Source organism: Streptomyces sp. NPDC056987 (assembly GCF_042673865.1).
In the GTDB taxonomy this organism is placed as follows: Bacteria; Actinomycetota; Actinomycetes; order Streptomycetales; family Streptomycetaceae; genus Streptomyces.
Genome location: NZ_JBHURV010000007.1, coordinates 204,530 through 221,774, shown reverse-complemented (window position 1 = coordinate 221,774; position 17,245 = coordinate 204,530). Strand labels below are relative to the sequence as shown.

Here is a 17,245-nt window from a genome sequence, read left to right as displayed (position 1 = left end):
GGCCAACGGGCCCCCGGCGTTCGCCCGGGGCGACGGCCGACGGCGCCACGGCTTGCCCCGGTTGCCTACAATTCGGCCGGTGAACGCCACGCCTCCCACCCCCTCCACGCCCTCCACCCCGTCCACCGCGGAGACCCTGCGCGCCCAGCTCGCCCGCCTCCTCGACGGGCTGCCGCCCAAGCAGGCGGCGCAGGCCGTCGACCGGCTGATCGCCAACTACCGCGGCACCACCCCGACGGACGCGCCCGTCCTGCGGGACCGCTCCGACGTCGCCGCGTATGCCGCGTACCGGATGCCCGCGACCTTCGAGGCCGTACGGTCCGCGCTGGAGGCCCTGGCGGATGCCGCGCCCGGGTGGGCGCCGGGCAGCCACCTCGACGTGGGCGGCGGGACGGGCGCCGCGGTGTGGGCGGCGGACGCGGTCTGGGGCGACGCGGCCCGCGCGACCACCGTCCTGGACTGGGCGGAGCCCGCCCTCGCCCTCGGCCGCGAACTGGCGGAGGGCTCGGGCATCCCGGCGCTGCGCGCCACCGAGTGGCGCGGGGGCCGGATCGAGGGGGCGCTGAAGCTGGCCGGGAGCGATCTCGTGACCGTCTCGTACGTCCTGAAGGAGCTGGCCGCGCGGGACCGCGCGACGCTCGTCGCGGAGGCCGCGCGGGCGGCTCAGGCCGTGGTGATCGTGGAACCGGGCACGCCCGACGGCTATCTGCGGATCATCGAGGCCCGCGACCTGCTGATCGGCGCGGGCTTCCACGTCGCGGCACCTTGCCCGCACGACGGCGCCTGCCCGATCGTCCGAGGAACGGACTGGTGCCACTTCTCGGCCCGGGTCAGCAGGTCGTCCCTGCACCGGCAGGTCAAGGGCGGCTCACTGCCGTACGAGGACGAGAAGTTCAGCTATGTGGCGGCCGTACGGTTCCCTCCTCACCCGGTGCCCGCCCGGGTGACCCGTAAGCCGCAGATCCGCAAGGGCCAGGTGCTCCTGGAGCTGTGCACCGCGACCGAGGGCCTGCGCCGCGACACCGTCACCAAGCGCCACGGCCCCCTCTACCGCGCGGCGCGGGACACGGCCTGGGGCGACCCGTGGCCGCCGCCGGCTCCGGAGGACGCCGACGACGAGTGAGCCGCGGGCATCCGGATGCTGCGGGCATCCGGACGCGGGGACCTATCCGTAAACGACACCTTTTTATCCGCCTTCGGGGGGTGGCCCCGCCTCCACGCGTACGTGAACCTCTTGTTACGTGCATGCCAATCCGGCGGAGGTTGCCCGCGATGAGGAGTGGATCAGCCGAGAACGGGCCCGTCCGCCGTTCGGTGACCCGCCGGGTTCTCAGTGTGCTCGACGCGTTCGCGGGGGAGCGCCGCGGGCTCTCCCTCTCGGACATCAGCCGGCGGACGGGGATGCCGCTGGCCACCACGCACCGGCTGGTCGGCGAGCTGCTCTCCTGGGGCGCGCTCGAACGCAACCGCGACGGCCGTTACGAGATCGGCCTGCACCTGTGGGCGGTCGCGGGGCTCGCCCCGCGCCGGCTGGAGCTGCGCGAGGTGGCGCTGCCGTTCCTCCGGGACCTGCACCAGAGGACCGGGCGGCGGCAGGTGCGGCTGGCGGTGCTGGACGGCATGGAGGTGGTGCTCGTCGAGCGGATCCACGACCGGGACACCGGCCCCGCGTTCGAACCCGCCGGCGGCCGGAGCCCCGCCCACGCCACTGGTGACGGCCTGGTGCTCCTCGCCTACGCGGGGGCGGCCGTACGGGAGCACTACCTGGCCCGTCACGCCCCGGCCGCCGGTCTGCGCCCGCTGCTCTCCGAGGTGCACCGGGCGGGCTTCGCCACGGGCGACCGGTGGCCGGGTCCGGGCCCCGGGCCGGGACACAGCGGGTCCGTGGCCGCCCCCGTACGGGACGCGTCGGGCGAGGTGGTGGCCGCCGTGTCGGTCGTCCCGCGGCTGCCCGAGACCGGGCGGAGCGGCTTCGCTCCGGCAGTGGTGGCCACGGGCCGGACCATCTCCCGTGCGCTGTTCCGCCGCCAGGAGGGCGCGTGAGCCGACGCACCGCAGCGCTCCCGCATCGCGGGAGCGCCACGGATCCGTCGATCAGAACGGACAGGAGTCCTGCCAGCGGGTCACCAGGGCGGGGTTGTTCTTGTCCGCCTCGCGCGGGGCGCCGCACAGGAACGGGGCGAACCGGGTGTCGCCGTACAGCCAGCGGCTGAAGAACGACACGATCAGCTTGCCCTGCTTGGCCTTGTTGCCGGAGCCGGTCATCGGGCAGAGATGGTCGCCGGGTACCTCCACGAAGAGCTTCTCGGCCCGGGTCATGGAGTTGTACCAGGGCAGCGCGTACGTGTTGCCGTGCGCGACGGGGTCACTCGCGCAGGTCAGGAAGAAGGTCGGGTCGGTGACCCCGGAGAAGTTCCCGTTCGGGAAGTACGGAGCCGTGGGCACCCCCGCCTTGAACCGGGCGTCGTCCCGCAGGGCCACCATCACCCCGCCCCCGCCCATCGAGTGCCCGGCCGCGCCGAGCGTGCCGTTGACCTTCTGGTACACCGGGTTGCCGGGGGTGGCGCTGAAGGAGAGCAGCTGGGTCCCGGCGGCGCTGATCTGGCGCCCGCGCGACGTCGGGTCGTCGCCGAGCGTGAGAGTACCGACATTGACGACGACGAAGCCCCAGGAGGCGAGGCGCGGCGCCAGCCACTGCAGGTTCTGCTGCGTGCCCTGATAGCCAGGCATCAGCACGATGCCCGGGTACGAGCCACTGGCCGTCGGATAGGTGATCGTGCCGGACCCGTATCCGCTGGGATTGGGCACGGTGTAGGCGGCGGTGGCCAGCGGCCCGTTCGTGGCCTCCAGCGACGCGGTCGTCGGATCGGGAATCGCGCGGACGGACCCTGCCCCGTCGGACGCGGCGGACGAGGGGGACACGCTCAGCAGAGCGGCGGCCACGGCGGTGACCAGCGCGGTCACCACGGACAGAACACGGGACCGGGCCCGTAACGGCGAGGACGTGCCGGACGCACGGCGGCGGACAGGACGCATCGATGGACCTCCAGGAGGAACCGCGGGTGCGCGCCGCCGGAAAACGCGGCGCGACCGCACCGTAGATTCGGCCGGAGCCGCCCGGAAGTCCGGCTTCTGCTGAGTGGAAGAGAAGCGGCGCCGCCCAGGCCGGCCCCCGGAGCCCGGCCTGGTTCGCCCGTCAAAGAGGTGTCCTCATACAGGCCATGAGTCGGCCTGGTCGTCCAGCCACGCTTGTTGTCCCTCGGCGGTCAGTGTCAGGCCGAAGCGGGTGAACTCCGGTTTCCCCTGCCTCTGCCACCACAGGTAGGCGTCCTCGACCTCGTCCCACAAGCGCCGGGGTCCGGACTGGAACACACGCGCCCGGGGCTGTCCGTCCCGGAAGACCACGACGGCCCACGACCGGTCGGACAGCCCGTAGAACCACACCGGTCGCCTGCCGTCGCGCTTGCGGTCGGCGACATGAGTGCAGTCGCGCACGCGCAGGCCGACGGCGAATCCGGCGATACCGAAATCTCCTCCGTCCAGGAACTCCGCCTCGGAGATCGTGGTGGACGTCCTGTCCGCGCCGCCCGTCCCTTCGGCCGGGACGTACGCGGAGTGCTGTGGCCAGGGCAAGCGCTGCGCACGCATACGCATGAAGTTCACCGGCCCGGTGAACGGCCCCGACGCGCTCACGCCGTCGTCCGCGACCACCAGCCGTGCCGTGGCCTCGGTGAAGGTGTAATACGTGCCCCACGGGACCAGGATCACGCCGCCCGGCGCGGCCTGCTCCACCCACGCGAAGGGCAGGGAGCGCAGGCCGCACGTCGCGACGATCCGGTGGTACGGCGCCCCGTCCGGACACCCGAGGAAACCGTCCCCGTGGACCACCCGTACGGGCAGGCCCGCCCGGTCCAGAGCGGCACGTGCGATGGTTGCCACACTCGCGTCCAGTTCCACGCTGACGACGTTGTCCGTACCGACCCGGTGGGCCAGTAGCGCGGCATTCCATCCGGTGCCCGTACCCACCTCCAACACGCGGTCGGTGGAACGGACATCGAGGTCCCCGAGCATCGAGAAGACAAGGCTCGGCATGGACGACGACGAAGTGAACACCCTGCCCGGCGCGGAGCCGTCATGGGCGCCGTCGTCCCACTGCGTGATGATCGGAACGTTCGCGTCGGCGTACGCGTACCACCTCCCCGGATCGTCCGACTTCGTCACGACCGTGCTGGTGCCGCTGTCCATGTCATACGGCCACATCAGGTCGGGCAGGAAGAGGGAACGGGGCAGGGCGGTGAAAGCCGGAGCCCAGTCCGACGGCATGGAGCCGCTGTCCAGAAGGGAACGGCCCAGCTCCCTCAGACCGGGCCGCCCTACCTGCTCGGTTGTCACTTGCGGTGGGTCCCGCCGCCGGGAGGCATCTCGCCGTCGGGGCTCGGCTCTTCCGGCTGCCAGGGCTGACCGGGCAGGTTGTCGTCGTCCTCGTCACCGGTGTTCCGGAGGATCGGCTTCATCATCCCTCGCTTTCAAGGCGTCGTCGCAAAAGGTCCGTACGCCGTGAAGCTAGCCAATCGGGCGGTCGCTCTGTTCAGGCTCTCCGAACGTGGCGACCTCTCGCCAATATCCTGGTCCCTACCGGGCGGCGAAGGCGACGAAGTCGCTCCAGGCGGAGGGGGCGAGGAGGAGCACGGGGCCGGTGAGGGCCTTGCTGTCGCGCACGGGGACGACGCCGGAGGGGGCGAGATTAGGGGCGAACTCGACGCACTCGCCTCCCTGACCGCTGCTGTAACTGGACTTCTTCCACAGCGCGTTGGAGAGGTCGAATGTGCTCATGGGATCCAGTCCTCCATTGCATTGCGTAAGAAGTCGAGTGACGTTGCCGGGGCAAGTGCGTCGGCGCGAAGCCGATCGTAAAGCACGCTCGCATCCGCCACGATCTTCCGTGAGTCGGTCACATGCCCTGCCCCCATAGTCTCCTGATAGAGGACGTCCGGCTCACCGTTGTCGAACTTCATCAGCGTGAATGCCAGCGGCCAGGCGGGAGCCCCCGAGCTGTAAGGGAGTACCTGAACGGTGAAGCGAGGAGATTCCGCTTCCTTGATCAGGTGCGCCAGTTGGTCGGCCATGACAGCCGGGCTCCCGATGGTGCGGCGCAGGCAGGACTCGTCCAGAACGACCCACGCCAGCGGCGGGTTCGGGCGTTCCAGCACGTCACGCCGTTTCAACCGGCGTGCGACCTTCGCGGTGGTCTCGTCCGCATCGTCGGTCGGGCATCCTTTCCGGAACATCGCATGCGCATATGCCTCGGTCTGCAACAGGCCAGTGACCAAGTTATTGCTGTAGTTGAGCACTGCGGCAGCCTTCTGTTCGAGCAGAAGATACGGCTCGAACCAGTCCGGATACCCGCCCTTCTCGGCGCACCGGTCCCGCAGTCGGGCGAACATCCGTGGCGTGCCGAAGACTTCGTCGCACCCGGCGGCGAATTCCGGACTGGCCATCCGCTCCCCGGCCTCCACCTTCGCCACGTACTGCTGCCCGTACCGCGCGGGCGCGCCCACCTCGCGCTGGCTCAAGCCCCTGCCGACCCGCCACTCCCGTACCTCGTTACCGAAGTAGGCGGCCCCGCTGACCGGCCCCGTAGGTTTCGTCGGCCCCTCCGGCATGTGTGCGTCTCCTTCACCCCAGGCCCGATGTCGTGCGCTCAAGGCTGTTCAGCGTACGCGCGAATGCCGACTCTTGGGCACAGAAAGTAGTTGTCCGACAACAGAGGGGCGCGACATGGCTGACCGGAAGACACCTGCCACGGACGCCGGGCGCAGTGAGGCGCGCAGGCGGCTGTCCCTGCTGATCGCCGCATACGGTGTGGACGGCACGCTCGTCGTTCCGGCGGCCGGGTACGCCCCCGGAGAGGGCGCGGACCTGACCCCGGGGAGCGCGCTCAGATGGCCCCCGTGCGAGTGCGGCCACGCGCTGTGCCCCGACGCTCCTGATGCCTCCGGCCCTTCGGGTGCCGGGCAATGACCGCTCACGGTGTGCTGGGGCCGGTGATCGGGTGATCCGTCCTCAGTGTCGGACCAGGCAGAACGGATGCCCCGCCGGGTCGGCATAGATGCGCCAGCTCCGTCCGCCGGATCCGGCGTCCAACACCGCCGCCCCGAGGGCCAGCACCTGTTCTTGGGCCCGCTCCAAGTCCCTGACACCGAAGTCCAGATGGAACTGCTGGGGACGGGACGGGTCGGGCCACAGCGGCGGCTGGTAGTCCGCTGCCCGCTGGAAGGCGAAGACGAGTCCGGACGGCGTGTGCAGTGTCGCCCAGGTGTCGTCGAGTGCCCACCGCCGATCTTGCCGATTGACGGCCCCACCGAGCAGCGACTGATAGAACTCGGCGAGTTCCAGCGGATCGGAACAGTCCAGCACCACACACTGCAGGTCAGCGATCATGGGCCGATCCTAGGAGAGTGGGTTGGTAATGGCGCAGCCGGCGAGCGGTTGTGGATCGGCTGATGGTCGGTCGCTATACGGAAGATCACGAATCAGGAGGCGGCATCGGGCTCAACTGCCTGATTGACCGCCCATGTCCGCGGCCAGCGCCGCGTAGATGTACTCGCTGCCCCAGCGATCCCCGTCGAGGTCGTTTTCGACCAGGTGCGCCTCCCGGCGCATCCCGAGGCGCTCACAGACCCGCACAGACCCGGAATTCTCCACATCCAGCCGTGCGTAGAGCCGGTGCACGCCCAGCCTGTCGAAGGCAAACCCGGCCAGTGCCACGGCCGCCTCGGTCGCATAGCCGTGCCCCTGGTGACGTGGGTCGAGAGTCCAGCCGATCTCGGCCTGGGCGGCGCGGGCATCGGCCAGGGTGAGCGTCACCTCGCCAACGACGCCGGGCTCATCGCGTCGGCACACAGCAAGCGCCAGCTTGTCCCCGTCGGCGCACCAAACCGAGTGCGCCGCGCGCTCGGCCGCAACCTGCTCGCTGCGCTCCCGCGTGTGCGCAGGCCGGTACAGGTAGCGCGCCACGCTCGGCAGGCTCTGGTAGGCGTACAGGTCGTCGACGTCGCCGGGAGTGAACAGTCGCAGTGACAACCGGGGCGTGGTCATCGGCAGCAGCGACGCGATGTCCATGCGGACCTCCAGGACGCGGATTTTGGATCAAGATGCGGATTGTCGCATCACGACTGGCAGGCAGCCACGCCTTTTCAACAGCAGCGCCCGACAGCCCCAGCTACCACGAGGCGCGGTATTCCAGGAGTTGTTTACCGACCCACACCCCTGAGGGTTGTCCAGCAGCACCCGGTCCTCGGCGGCGAGCCCCACGGCCGTCCGCGCCGTACCTCGTCAGCGCCCTCGCTGCGCAGTGCGGTTACCAATGTGCCGAAGTGGCGCGGGCTCGGCCCGGTGAACGGGCTCCTTAGTTGATGATCTCGGCGCGGTCATCCATGCGGATCGCAACCAGCCGGTCTCGCCACATCTGGAGAGCTTCGGGTGTCTGTCGCGTCCAGTCGGTGACCTCACCGACGATCCGGAGCGGTTCCCTGCTGCGATAGGAGCGGGTGGGGTTGCCGGGGAACTTCTTGTCGGTGACGTTTGGATCGTTCTCGAACTCCCCGGTCGGTTCGACGACGTACACTCGCGGGGTTCCGTCGCCTGCGGCGAGTTCGGCGGCGAGTCCCGCGCCGTCGCGCAACGCGGTGAAGTAGACGTGGTTCATCACGATTTCGGGCCGGTAGTTGGAACGGAAACCGGCGGTGAGGTGATCTCCGACCCGCAGCTCGGCCTGTGTGCCGTGATAGAACGGCCCCTCGTCCAATGCCTCGTCCATCGCCACAGGTTATCAACCCAGGCTGTCGTGACGGCCGGCTGTCCAGGACGGTTCGGACGCCGTGATCGCACCAGTCACAGCAAGATCATTTAACCCTGGTCAGTGGCTACGGGACAACCCTTGGGCGGCAGCCCGGAGCGGTCCCGCCCTTGATGTTCAAGATCGCAGAGACAGAACTCAACCCCGGCGGACCAGCGCGTCATACGTCTCGGTGGTCCGCTCGCACGCGATACCCAGGTCGGTCACCATGGCGGCCAACTCCGCCTGGACGGAAGCCTCGTCGGCTTCCTCGCTCACGATGCGCTCCAGTTCGAGGAAGGTCCCCACGCCGTCCAGATCGTCGACGCACAGCTCCGCACCGCCGAGCACGCCGGTGCGGCGGTGCTTCGCCACGCGCACCGTCGGCGCGTACCCCATCAGCATGATCGCCTCGTGCGTCTGGGCCCGGTCCGCCACCACCGTCTCGCGCTCCGTGCACGACTGCTCGTTGAGATCCGGAGGCTTCAGGGTGAAGGTGCGCCGGCCCTCGACGGTACGGAGGCGGACGAAGGACACCCCGCGCTTGCCGTCCCCCGGCGTCCACCCGGACGGGGCGTACGCCTGATCGTCCTGCCGGACCGGCTCGCTGAGACCCACCCCCGGCTCTTCAGGGTCAGCAGCAGCGCCTCCCTGTCCGGGACGGCGTACTTCACCTCGATCTCGCGCACCGCACATCCACTTCCGTCACAGGAGCCTGTCGGCTGTCGGCTGTCGGCGCAGATCCTGCCACGGAGCAGCCACCCCGCATCCCGGTGGCCCGGTGAGCGGCGGCCCACCGGGCGAGTCCGGCGGACGCTAGATGATCTATTCCAAGGGATTCAGTGGTTCATGCGTCGAGCGTGGATACCGCTCGCCCACGGTCAGGCGCCGTCCGGTGCTGCGGATACCAGTCGTGCCGCTGGTGGTAGCGGTGCGTGCTGAGGGCAGGCTTCGAACGCCTGGATCGCCAACCCTGCGAAGCGTCGGGAGGCCATGACCTGGGTGTCGGTCGATCTGGTACGGATCCCCTTGTTGGCCATGAGGATGAGAATGAGGTCGTCCAGAACGAAGTCGGACCGCAGGTGCCCTGCGTCCTTGGCCCGCTGGGCCAGTCCGGCGACCGCTTTCACCGTGTACTCACGGCCCGTGGCATCCGGCGCCCCTGGAAAGGTCGACATGAAGGCTTCGCTGAAACCCCGATCCCGCGCGTGCAGCTCACAGATCTTCTCGATCACCAGGCAAAGGCCACGCCACGGATCGGGATCGGCGCACCCGTCGTCGACGATGGTGCGACATGCGCGCAACTGGTCCGCGAAGGCTTCGGTGGCCAGCACCTGCTTGGTCGGAAAGTGACGGTACAAGGTGGCAGGTCCGACCCCCGCGCGCCGCGCGATCTCCCGCATCGGCACGTCCAGGCCGTCGGCGGAAAACAGTGCCCGGGCCGCGTCGAGGATGCGCTCGCGGTTGTCCAGCGCGTCAGAACGCAGGGTGTGAGGCAAACGGTCGATCATGCTCTCACTTTACCTAAACGGACGGGGGTGTCCGTTAGCGTTCAAGACGTAGCAGCTCACCGAGATCATCGGGGCGCACAGCACCGGAACCGAACGCCTGCCGCGCCGTGAACCCCCCTCCCGCCGTCGGCGGCGATCGGCAGTGGGCACTGATCACGACCGCACTTGGTCGGTCCGAGAACATGGGAGACGACACTGAAGGCAATCGCGATCCAGACGTACGGAGGTCCTGAAGGTCTGGCTGTTGTCGACCTGCCGACTCCCGCACCTGCTGTCGGACAGGTGGTGATCGCCACCGAGGCCGTGGGCGTCGGTGGAGTCGACACTGTGATCCGAAGCGGGGCCCTGGCCGCCTACGGCTTCAAGGAGGGCCACATCCCGGGCAGCGAGGTGGCGGGCACCGTGACCGCGGTCGGTGACGGCGTCGACGCGTCGTGGATCGGCGGGCGGGTGTGGGCCTTCACCGGCACCGGCGGAGCCTACGTCGAACAGGCCCTCGCGCTGGTCGAGGAGATCGTTCCCCTGCCCGTGAACCTGTCCGCAGTCGATGCGGTGACACTCGGCAGTTCCGGCGTGGTGGCCCACTTCGGGCTCCGCCACGCCCACTTCGCCCCAGGGGAGACGGTCCTGGTGCGTGGTGCGGCCGGCAGCATCGGGATCATGACAGTGCAACTCGCCGCTCGCGGCGGTGCCGCTGCAGTGGCGGTCACCACCTCCTCGGCCGAGCGCGGCGAGCAGCTGCGGCGCCTCGGCGCGACCCACGTGCTGGACCGCTCCGGCGACGGAGGGGAACCAGCTCCCGCAGGGTATGACGTCATCATCGACGTGGTGGCCGGCAAGGGCATGCCGTCGTTCTTCGACCGGCTCAACCCGAACGGCCGCATGGTGGCCGTGGGCGCTGTCGCAGGCCAGCCACCGGCGGACTTCGGCACGAAGATCATGGCGGCGTTCCAGAAGTCGATGTCCTTCGCCGCTTTCAGCGCAGCCACCGTCACCGGAGCCGAACGGCGTGCCGTGCGGAGCAAGCAGTTCGCCGCAGCGAGCCGGGGTGAGATCGAAACAGTGGTGCACGAGGTGCTGCCACTGGACGCAGCCGTGCTGGCGCACCAGAAAATGGACGCGGGCGAGGTCTTCGGCAGGATCGTGCTGACACCGTAGTCGAAGGTATCCACGCCGGGATTGCCACGATCCCCTGCTCAGCCGACGCGAGGGAGTCCAATGTCGGTGCCTGAAGACAGAGTTGGACTCCCTCGCGACCGCGCTCTACGTGAAGACCGATGATCTGCTGAAGGGTTCGCCGCAGTTCGGGCCATGGCGACCGGCTGTGGGTATTGCGCCGCAGCTCAGCGACGCCGAGCTGGTGACCCTGGCGATGATGCAGGCCATGCTCGGCTTCACCTCCGAGGCGCGGTGGCTAAGGCACGCTCATGCCCACTTGCGGTACCTCTTCCCCTACCTGCCCAGGCAGCCCGGCTACAACAAGCGCCTGCGCAAGTCCGCAGACCTCGTCCGCCACGTGACCCGCACGCTGGCCCGGGACACCACGCTGTGGAGCGACGACGTATGGGTCGTGGACTCCACGCCGGTTGAGTGCGGCCGTTCCCGTGAGACCGTCAAGCGCTCCAACCTGGCCGGATGGGCCCAGTACGGGTACTGCGCCAGTCACACGCGATACTTCTGGGGACTGCGGCTGCACCTGGTTTGCACACTGCACGGGCTGCCCGTCACCTTCGCGCTGACCGGAGCCAAGGCCGACGAACGCGAGACCCTGCTGGATCTGCTCGACGCCGAGCCCCAACTCACCGCAGAGCGCCCTGGCCAGACGCTGATCGGCGATAAGAACTACTTCGGCCACGAGTTCGAACAACGACTGGCCGAGCTGGGTGTCCGGCTGCTGCGGCCGGCCCGCAAAGGCGAGACCGAGCGGCCCGGATCACAGCTGTTCAAGCCGCTGCGGCAGGTCATCGAGTCGATCAACGAAACTTTCAAGGGCCAACTCGACCTCGAACGGCACCGCGGCCGCAGTCCCGGCGGAGTGGCCGTCCGCGTCCTGCAACGCATCCTCGCCCTCACCGCCGCAATCTGGCACAACGACCACACCGACCAGCCAGTCCTGCGCACCTTGACCGCCTACGACCACTAAACCCCTTGGAATCGATCATCTAGGGTCATGAACGTGTTGAGCTCATCGGTAAGTGGGGACTTGATCGTCGTCGGCGCCGGCATCGTTGGCGCATCGGTGGCCTATCACGCCGCCCGGGCGGGCGCCGCGGTGACGTTGGTCGACGCCGGGCGGCCAGGTTCCGGCGTGACGGGGGACTCGTTCGCCTGGATCGGATCGTCCGGCGTGCGTACCGGCCCGGCAGCCGGGCTGCGGGCCACCGCGACGGCGGAGTACCACCGGCTCGGGGCCGAGTTGCCCGGGCTCCCGGTGACCTGGTCCGGCTCGCTGAGCTGGAACAGGCAGGACAGCGCACCGGACGCCGGGCCCGGGCAGACGATCGTGGACGCGGCCACCGCGGCGACACTTGAGCCCGCCCTCCGGCAGCCTCCGGAGTGGGCCGTCTGGGCGCCGGGTGACGGCGCGGTCGACTCGGTGGGCGTGACCGAGCGGCTGGTCGCTGCCGCTCGCAGCCACGGGGCTCGGGTACATCCGGACACGCCGGTCACCGCGGTCCGCCGGGACCCGGCGGGCCGGATCGCCGGGGTGGAGACGGCGGCAGGACCCCTCTCCGGTGCGACGGTGGTGCTGGCGGCCGGAGTTGCCACGGCCGAGCTGGGCGCGACGCTCGGCGTGCGCGTCCCGGTCGAACCGTCGCCGTGCCCGCTGTTCCGGCTCCGCGCCCCGGCCGGCCTGGTCCGCACCGTGGTCAACACCGAGGACTTCGACCTTCGGCAGGTCGCCGCGGACCGGCTGATCGCCGCCGCGGACTCGCCTGAACGGACCCTTGCCGCCGTCCGGTCCACTTTCCACGGCGCCGGGAGCGTCGAGCTGCTCAGCACCCGGCTCGGGGTGCGCCCGATGCCGGCCGACGGTGAGCCGATCGTCGGTCCGGTCGCCGAGGTCCCCGGCCTCTACGTGGCGGTGATGCACTCGGCGGTCACGCTCGCCGCGGCCGTGGGCCACCTGGTCGCGCGGGAGTTGGTCGACGGAACCGTCGAGTCGGCTCTGTCGGGTTGCCGCCCGGATCGCTTCTGATGGCACGGCCCCGTTGCAGCCTGCCCCGTTGCCGCTCTTGGAGCAGGACCGCTTGAAACGTCGAGTTGAGGAATATGACGATCACCATCCGACCGGCCTCCGAGACCGATCTGCACGGACTGCTGGCGCTCTACGCAGAGCTGAACCCGGACGACGCACCCTTGCCGGCAGAGTCCGCGGGAAGCATCTGGCAGGCTGTCCGCGATCAGCAGGGCCGGACCGTGCTGGTCGCGGATCTGGACGGCACGCTGGTCGGCACCGCGGACTGCGTGGTTCTGCCGAACCTCACGCGCGGCGGGCGATCGATCCTGGTCGTGGAGAACGTCGTGGTCTCCCAGGCCCATCGCCGACGTGGTGTCGGGAGGCACCTGATGGACGCTGCCGCACAACTCGCCGAGTCCACCGGCTGTTACAAGATGCAACTCCTGGCGGCCGACGGGCAGGAAGCGCACACGTTCTACGAGGCCTGCGGCTTCCGGCCGCTTGCCCAGGGATTCCGCCGCTACCTCGGCCAAGACCGACCCGCGGGCCCGGCCGGTGAACCACGGCGGTCGGAGTCCTAGGCGGTCTCGTTCCGCATCATCGTTCGGCCCGGTGGACGGTGACCCCGGTCAGGCTGCCCCCTTGCCTCGTGCGGTGTCCGCGTCGGCGCTGCGGCTGAACTCGGCCTCCAGGAGATCGGTGAAGATGCCGATGGGGTCTTCCCAAGGGCCTCTTGCCCAGTCGGCGTTGATGTTCACGGCGAGCAGGTGCCTGCCCTCGCGTGTGCCGTAGACGTACGACCAGGAGCCGAAGAGCGCGCCGCCCATGCCCCAGACCACCGTGCCGGAAGGCAGGGTCAGGCGGGAAACCCCGAGACCGTAGGCGGCGCCCGGAAGCCAGCTTTCCGTCGGGACCATGGTGAACATCTCGCGCTGTTGTTCCGGCCGCAGGAGGCATCCTCCGAGCAGCGCCGCGAAGAACCGGTTGAGGTCGGCGACGGTGGAGATCATGCCGCCCGCCGCCCCGTACGGACTCGTCTCCAGTTCCGTGACGTTGTGGACCGTGGCGTCCGGGTCGGGGGAGAACAGTCTGGTGTAGTGGCTCGAATGCGGTCCGGAGAGCGCCGGGTCGGCGCCGAGCGGCAGGGAGGTTCCCGTCAGGCCGAGCGGGCGGGCGAGACGGTCGGTGATCTCGTCGGCGAGCGTTCGGCCGGTCACGTGCTCAACGATCATCCCGGCGAGAATGTAGTTGGTGTTGGAGTACGCCCAGCCCTTCCCCGCCGGGAAGTCGGCCGGATGCGACAGGGCGATCTCCACGAGTTCTTCGGGTGTGTAACTCTCCTGCCTGCTCAGGGCGGGCTGGTCGCGGGTGTGGCTGAAGACACCGCTGGTGTGGTTGAGGATCTGCCGGACAGTGATCGTGCTGCCGTCGTGCCCGTTCCCGGTGAGCACGCCCGGCAGCCATCGCTCCACCGTGTCCTCCAGGGCCAGTTGGCCCTCGGCGACGAGTTGCAGGAGCACGGTGGCGGTGAAGGTCTTGGTGATGCTGCCGATCCGGAACCGGTCCTCGTGCCCGCGCGCCCGACGGGTCCGTGTGTCGGCGACCCCCGCCGTGCCGAACCAGTGGCCGCCGCCGTCACGGATCTGAGCGACGATGCCTGGCACCTCCCCTTCCCGCACCGCTCGGTCGAGCACGTGCTGGGCGGCATCGTGATGCCCGTGGGCGACCTGCGCCGCGGGCGTGGCATCTTCCATGGGAACCCCCTGGTCTCAACTTTTCGCGACACCTGAAAGCTACGTCCCACGTGCGTCCGCGGAAGCGGCGCACGCGGGGGAATCTCCGGAAACCGGGGAGTTTCCCGGGTCTTGTAGCGTTGCCGATGACGGCTTACGCAACGCACAGGGACGCGCGGGTTCGGTCGCGTACGGCCGGTTCGCGGTGCGCACGGCGGGAGGACGGAGATGGGCGGCAGGAGACTCGCCGCGGAGGAGCGCGGGGACATCGAGGCGGGACTGGCCGAGGGCCTGCCGTACGCCGCGATCGCCCGACGGCTGGGGCGGCCGACTTCGACCGTCAGCAGGGAGGTTGCCCGCAACGGCGGGCCCGGCGCCTACCGCGCGGAACACGCCGACCGGGCCGGCGACTGGCGGCGACGCCACCGTCCGCCTCGGCCCGTGAGGCCACCGGCCGCCGACGCCGGGGCCGCGCACGGGCGGGAAACCGCCGCCGTTCGCGCCTACGTGGACCGATTCGCGACGATGATGACCGGGGACGGACTGCCCCGCACCGCCGCCAGGGTGCTGGCCTGTCTGGTGACGGCCCCGTCCGGTGCGCGGACCGCTGCGGAACTCGCCCAACTGCTGCGGGTCAGCCCGGCCTCGGTGTCCAAGGCCGTGGGGTACCTCGAAGGGCTCCACGTCCTCACGCGGGAGCACGAGCCCGGCCGTCGCCGGGCACGCCATGTCGTCGACGACGACGTCTGGCTCCGCACCTGGCTGGCCAGTGCCCGGAAGAACGCCGTGTGGGCCGAGACCGCCCAGGCGGGTGCCGAGCTGTTCGGCCCCAGCACCCCGGCAGGAGCACGGCTTGAGGCCATGCGGCGATTCTTTGCCGGAGTCCACCAGGACATGACCGGTCCGCCCGTCGCCGCGCACCTCGACGACGCGCTGACGGTACTTGCCGCCCTTCTCCACGCGGCCCGGCCCCTCGCCACCGGTGAACTCGCCACCGCCCTCGGCTGGCCACCGGCGCGCGCCGCCACCGCGTTGCAGGCCGCCGAGCGCCGTCCGGAGCTCTGTGGACCACTGTCGCTTCAGCGCACTCCCGCCGGCGCACACCTGGTCACAGCCCAGCACGGAAGGCTCACTCCGGCCCAGCGCACCGCTCTCGCCCGGTGTCCGGGACCATGACCAGCGGGAGCCCGGACCGATCCCGATGAGTGAACCCCCGTAGCCTCGGCGCCCGGCCCGGAACGTGAAGGCAATGGGCGTCGATCACCTCACGACGATCCCGCCGGCGGCCACCACGCCTCGGTGTCGGGCGCCGGCTCAGGCCCGTAGCCCCCGCAGCTCCTGCGTGCAGCACTTCACGCTTCCGCCGCCCTTGAGGAGTTCCCCGAGGTCGATCCCGATCGGCTCGAACCCCCGCTCCCGGAGCGGTGCGAAGAGCCCCGTCGCGGCCTGGGGCAGGAGGACATGGCGGCCGTCGCTCACCGCGTTCAGGCCGAGCCTGGCCGCGTCCGGGTCGTCCGCGGTCAGGGCGTCGGGGAAGAGCCGGGCGAGGACGGCGCGGCTGCCGGGGGAGAACGCGTCCGGGTAGTACATGATCTCGTCGGCCGCGTCGTCCAGTACGCAGAGCGCCGTGTCCAGGTGGTAGAAGCGCGGGTCGACCAGGTCCAGGCCGATCACCGGGCGGCCGAAGAACTCCTGCGCCTCCCCGTGGGAGAGCGGGCTCGACCGGAAGCCGCGGCCGGCCAGCAGATACGAGGCGGTGACGGCGAAGTCGCCCTCGCCCTCGTTGATGTGCACCGGCTCCGCGACGTCCGGGCAGCCGTGGCTCCGGAACCAGTTCAGATGCGCCTCCGCCTCGTCGTACCGCTCCTCGTGGGCGAAGCGCGCCCCCAGGACACGGCCGTCGACGACCGTGGCGCCGTTCGCCGCGAACACCATGTCGGGCAGGTCGGGCTCCGGGTCGAGTACGGAGACGGTGTGGCCCAGCGCCCGGTAGCGGTCGCGCAGGTCTTCCCACTGGACGAGCGCCAGGGCCTGGTCCACGGGCTTGGCCGGGTCCATCCAAGGGTTGATCGAATACGTCACCCGGAAGTGGACGGGCGGACACATGAGGTAGCTGCGGGGCGAGGCGTCACGAGGCAACGGAGGCTCCTCACGAGCGGCGGTGCGCACGGCATGTGCGTGAGCGTCTGAGAATCATGGTCCGCCGCGCGGCCCTTTCGCGCTGTGCACCGTTCGGGTGGTTCTTTGCGCATGTCAGACCGCTTGCCGAGACGGTACGTACCGGCTCGTCACGGGGGCCGGCCGTGGCCGCCGCCATCCCCGCCGGTTGCTAAGTTGACCGTCATGGCTGAGAGCGCTGAGAGCAAGGCACCCGACCCCTCCCGCCGCAGCGAGCGGTCGCGCCGCGCCATCTACGACGCCGCTCTCGCCCTGGTGAGCGAGGTCGGCTACGCGCGTACGACCGTCGAGGGCATCGCGGCCCGCGCCGGGGTCGGCAAGCAGACGATCTACCGCTGGTGGCCCTCCAAGGCCGCCGTCCTGCTGGAAGCCTTCCTCGACCTCGGGGAGCAGGCGGCGCGGGAGGCGGGCGGCGACGGTACGGGGTACGAGATCCCCGACACCGGCGACCTGGAGACCGATCTCAAGCTGGTGCTGCGCGCCACGGTCGACGAGATGAACAACCCCGTCTACGACCTGCCGTCCCGGGCGCTCGCCGCCGAGGGGATCATCGACGCGGAGCTGGGCGCCGAGTTCGCGCGCAGGCTCCTCGAACCGCAGCTCCAACTGTACGTACGGCGCCTGGCGGCGGCCCAGGACGCCGGTGCCGTACGGCGCGACCTCGACCCGCGCATCGCGCTGGAGCTGCTGGTCGGCCCCGTCGCCCACCGCTGGCTGCTGCGGACCCTCCCGCTGACGCACGCGTACGCGGACGCGGTCGTCGAGTACGCGCTCCACGGACTGGCTCCCCGGACCTGAGAACCCG

21 protein-coding genes are annotated in these 17,245 nt (G+C 70.1%); 9 read left to right on the top strand and 12 right to left on the bottom strand.

Translation table 11 applies throughout. The features are described 5' to 3' along the window. The first annotated feature begins 79 nt into the window (after positions 1 to 79). Both ACFTZC_RS11390 and ACFTZC_RS11385 read left to right on the top strand, forming a co-directional pair. Positions 80 to 1,123, top strand: a complete 1,044-nt coding sequence (locus ACFTZC_RS11390) for a small ribosomal subunit Rsm22 family protein (protein WP_382888565.1) — start codon at positions 80 to 82, stop codon at positions 1,121 to 1,123. Positions 1,124 to 1,272: 149 nt separating this feature from the next. Continuing rightward, positions 1,273 to 2,043 (top strand): IclR family transcriptional regulator, encoded by a 771-nt coding sequence (locus tag ACFTZC_RS11385; protein WP_382888564.1) that lies wholly within the window; start codon positions 1,273 to 1,275, stop codon positions 2,041 to 2,043. Between the two features lie 51 nt (positions 2,044 to 2,094). Here the strand turns inward: ACFTZC_RS11385 and ACFTZC_RS11380 are convergent, their stop codons facing one another. From ACFTZC_RS11380 to ACFTZC_RS11360, 5 genes are all read right to left on the bottom strand, one after another. Further along, entirely contained in the window at positions 2,095 to 2,964 is an 870-nt protein-coding gene (locus ACFTZC_RS11380; protein WP_382888563.1) for a triacylglycerol lipase, read from the bottom strand. Positions 2,965 to 3,210: 246 nt separating this feature from the next. Continuing rightward, positions 3,211 to 4,323 (bottom strand): methyltransferase domain-containing protein, encoded by a 1,113-nt coding sequence (locus tag ACFTZC_RS11375; protein WP_382888617.1) that lies wholly within the window; start codon positions 4,321 to 4,323, stop codon positions 3,211 to 3,213. Between the two features lie 65 nt (positions 4,324 to 4,388). Then, positions 4,389 to 4,517: a hypothetical protein gene (locus ACFTZC_RS11370; RefSeq protein ID WP_382888562.1), complete on the bottom strand. Its 129-nt coding sequence runs from the start codon at positions 4,515 to 4,517 to the stop codon at positions 4,389 to 4,391. Between the two features lie 115 nt (positions 4,518 to 4,632). After that, on the bottom strand, positions 4,633 to 4,833 hold the full coding sequence (locus ACFTZC_RS11365; protein ID WP_382888561.1) for a DUF397 domain-containing protein: 201 nt from the start codon (positions 4,831 to 4,833) through the stop codon (positions 4,633 to 4,635). After that, positions 4,830 to 5,663 carry a helix-turn-helix transcriptional regulator gene (locus tag ACFTZC_RS11360; RefSeq protein ID WP_382888560.1) on the bottom strand — a complete coding sequence of 278 codons (834 nt, stop codon included), beginning with the start codon at positions 5,661 to 5,663 and terminating at the stop codon, positions 4,830 to 4,832. The genes ACFTZC_RS11365 and ACFTZC_RS11360 overlap by 4 nt, the downstream gene beginning before the upstream one ends. Before the next feature lie 115 nt (positions 5,664 to 5,778). Here ACFTZC_RS11360 and ACFTZC_RS11355 point away from each other — a divergent pair, with 115 nt between their 5' ends. After that, positions 5,779 to 6,021 carry a hypothetical protein gene (locus ACFTZC_RS11355; RefSeq protein ID WP_382888559.1) on the top strand — a complete coding sequence of 81 codons (243 nt, stop codon included), beginning with the start codon at positions 5,779 to 5,781 and terminating at the stop codon, positions 6,019 to 6,021. A gap of 42 nt (positions 6,022 to 6,063) precedes the next feature. Here the strand turns inward: ACFTZC_RS11355 and ACFTZC_RS11350 are convergent, their stop codons facing one another. From ACFTZC_RS11350 to ACFTZC_RS11330, 5 genes are all read right to left on the bottom strand, one after another. Continuing rightward, a complete protein-coding gene (locus ACFTZC_RS11350; protein WP_382888558.1) occupies positions 6,064 to 6,441 on the bottom strand; it encodes a VOC family protein in 378 nt (125 codons plus the stop codon). 111 nt (positions 6,442 to 6,552) lie between these two features. Further along, positions 6,553 to 7,122: a GNAT family N-acetyltransferase gene (locus tag ACFTZC_RS11345; protein WP_382888557.1), complete on the bottom strand. Its 570-nt coding sequence runs from the start codon at positions 7,120 to 7,122 to the stop codon at positions 6,553 to 6,555. A gap of 286 nt (positions 7,123 to 7,408) precedes the next feature. Continuing rightward, positions 7,409 to 7,819 (bottom strand): NAD(+)--rifampin ADP-ribosyltransferase, encoded by a 411-nt coding sequence (gene arr, locus ACFTZC_RS11340; protein WP_382888556.1) that lies wholly within the window; start codon positions 7,817 to 7,819, stop codon positions 7,409 to 7,411. A 177-nt stretch (positions 7,820 to 7,996) separates the two neighbouring features. Further along, complete coding sequence (locus ACFTZC_RS11335; protein WP_382888555.1) at positions 7,997 to 8,455, bottom strand: class IV adenylate cyclase; 459 nt, start codon at positions 8,453 to 8,455, stop codon at positions 7,997 to 7,999. Between the two features lie 263 nt (positions 8,456 to 8,718). Continuing rightward, a complete protein-coding gene (locus ACFTZC_RS11330; RefSeq protein WP_382888554.1) occupies positions 8,719 to 9,348 on the bottom strand; it encodes a TetR/AcrR family transcriptional regulator in 630 nt (209 codons plus the stop codon). Positions 9,349 to 9,543: 195 nt separating this feature from the next. On the opposite strand from ACFTZC_RS11330, the gene ACFTZC_RS11325 reads away from it, so the two are divergent. The 4 genes from ACFTZC_RS11325 to ACFTZC_RS11310 all read left to right on the top strand — a co-directional run bounded on the left by ACFTZC_RS11325 (position 9,544) and on the right by ACFTZC_RS11310 (position 13,110). Further along, complete coding sequence (locus tag ACFTZC_RS11325; RefSeq protein ID WP_382888616.1) at positions 9,544 to 10,506, top strand: zinc-binding dehydrogenase; 963 nt, start codon at positions 9,544 to 9,546, stop codon at positions 10,504 to 10,506. A gap of 70 nt (positions 10,507 to 10,576) precedes the next feature. After that, positions 10,577 to 11,491 (top strand): IS982 family transposase, encoded by a 915-nt coding sequence (locus ACFTZC_RS11320; protein ID WP_382888615.1) that lies wholly within the window; start codon positions 10,577 to 10,579, stop codon positions 11,489 to 11,491. Between the two features lie 27 nt (positions 11,492 to 11,518). Then, on the top strand, positions 11,519 to 12,547 hold the full coding sequence (locus ACFTZC_RS11315; protein ID WP_382888553.1) for an NAD(P)/FAD-dependent oxidoreductase: 1,029 nt from the start codon (positions 11,519 to 11,521) through the stop codon (positions 12,545 to 12,547). Between the two features lie 74 nt (positions 12,548 to 12,621). Continuing rightward, positions 12,622 to 13,110, top strand: a complete 489-nt coding sequence (locus tag ACFTZC_RS11310) for a GNAT family N-acetyltransferase (protein WP_382888552.1) — start codon at positions 12,622 to 12,624, stop codon at positions 13,108 to 13,110. Positions 13,111 to 13,158: 48 nt separating this feature from the next. On the opposite strand, the gene ACFTZC_RS11305 is transcribed toward ACFTZC_RS11310, so the two are convergent. After that, on the bottom strand, positions 13,159 to 14,283 hold the full coding sequence (locus tag ACFTZC_RS11305) for a serine hydrolase domain-containing protein (protein ID WP_382888551.1): 1,125 nt from the start codon (positions 14,281 to 14,283) through the stop codon (positions 13,159 to 13,161). A 207-nt stretch (positions 14,284 to 14,490) separates the two neighbouring features. Here ACFTZC_RS11305 and ACFTZC_RS11300 point away from each other — a divergent pair, with 207 nt between their 5' ends. Beyond that, positions 14,491 to 15,438: a helix-turn-helix domain-containing protein gene (locus ACFTZC_RS11300; RefSeq protein WP_382888550.1), complete on the top strand. Its 948-nt coding sequence runs from the start codon at positions 14,491 to 14,493 to the stop codon at positions 15,436 to 15,438. A 138-nt stretch (positions 15,439 to 15,576) separates the two neighbouring features. Here the strand turns inward: ACFTZC_RS11300 and ddaH are convergent, their stop codons facing one another. Beyond that, complete coding sequence (gene ddaH / locus ACFTZC_RS11295; protein WP_382888549.1) at positions 15,577 to 16,431, bottom strand: dimethylargininase; 855 nt, start codon at positions 16,429 to 16,431, stop codon at positions 15,577 to 15,579. 174 nt (positions 16,432 to 16,605) lie between these two features. Here ddaH and ACFTZC_RS11290 point away from each other — a divergent pair, with 174 nt between their 5' ends. Continuing rightward, positions 16,606 to 17,238 carry a TetR/AcrR family transcriptional regulator gene (locus tag ACFTZC_RS11290; protein ID WP_382888548.1) on the top strand — a complete coding sequence of 211 codons (633 nt, stop codon included), beginning with the start codon at positions 16,606 to 16,608 and terminating at the stop codon, positions 17,236 to 17,238. Positions 17,239 to 17,245 lie beyond the last annotated feature (7 nt).